Raw genomic sequence first — 1245 nt, forward strand, 5'->3', positions numbered from 1 at the left:
GAATCGACCAGGGAGCAGCGCTATTACGATGCCCGCGGTATGCTGGTAACCGCCATCGATAAATTCATGGGACGGGTGGATTATCAATACGATCTGCTGGGCAACCGCACCCAGATGATCGATCCCGACAACGGCGTATTCTCCTACAGCTATGACAAAGCCGGCCGACTGACCGACTTCACCGACCCGGAAGGTGAAAAAACCAGTTATGAATATGATTCCATGGGCCGGGCCGTGCGCGTATCCTATCCCAACTCTACCGTCACAGAAACCCAATACAATCAGGACAACCGCATCGCCTCCATCGTCTCCGCAAGCGACAGAGATATACTATCCTCCTTTGTCTACACCTACGATGCGGTGGGGAACAAGCTGTCCATGGCCGATGAAGACGGCAAGCTCACCACCTATCAATACGACAAACATTACCGGCTGATCGAGGTCGATTATCCGCAAATTGAGTCCGCCGGAAGAGCGAACAACGGCAAAAATAAGGGAAGCGACAAGGGGAAAGGTAAGAAAAACGGCCACCACAAAGGAAAGGGCAAGGAACCTGAGACGTCTGTACCCGATTTCGCCCAATACACCTACGATCCGGTGGGCAACCGGCTGTCCATGACTGACGATCAGGAGACAATCTACTACCACTACAACGAGGCCAACCAGCTCATCCGGGAAGGAAATACCGCCTACAGCTACGATGCCAACGGCAATCGCATCGCCAAAATCGATGAAGACGGCGAAGCCCGTTACCGCTATAACGCCAATAATTTTCTCGTCCAGTTCACAGCCCCCGACGGTGAAACCACCGGCTACGGCTATGATGGTTTCAATCGTCGTGCCTTTAAAAACAAAGGCAAAAACATCATCGAGAGCTATCTCTATGACGGCACGGACGTTATTCAGGAGGTCTCAGGCCCACAAAGCCAGAAGGTCACCGCCTACTACCGCGCCAACGGCAGGATTATCGCCCAGCAGCAATACAACATCTCCCCGAGCAATCCGGGCGAATACAGCCACAGGCCCGAAGGCAGAAAGCTCTACTACGCCTACGACGCCCTTGGCAGTGTCGCCTCACTCGGCAACCATAAGGGAAAACAGAAAACCAGATATGTTTATGATGTCTTCGGCGAGGTGCTGGCGGGAGATTTGGATAAAAACCCCTATACCTTCACCGGCAAGCGCTTTGACAGCGAAAGCGAGCTCTATCACTTTCATTTCCGGCAATATGACGCTATGGTGGGG

1 protein-coding gene is annotated in these 1245 nt (G+C 52.9%); it reads left to right on the plus strand.

Features of this window, described 5'->3' with window-relative positions; all coding sequences use genetic code 11:
* The coding region (locus JWG88_RS21260; RefSeq protein WP_205235828.1) for a hypothetical protein at window positions 1-1245 on the plus strand (1245 nt) is incomplete at both ends.

The organism is Desulfopila inferna, assembly GCF_016919005.1.
Lineage (GTDB): Bacteria > Desulfobacterota > Desulfobulbia > Desulfobulbales > Desulfocapsaceae > Desulfopila_A > Desulfopila_A inferna.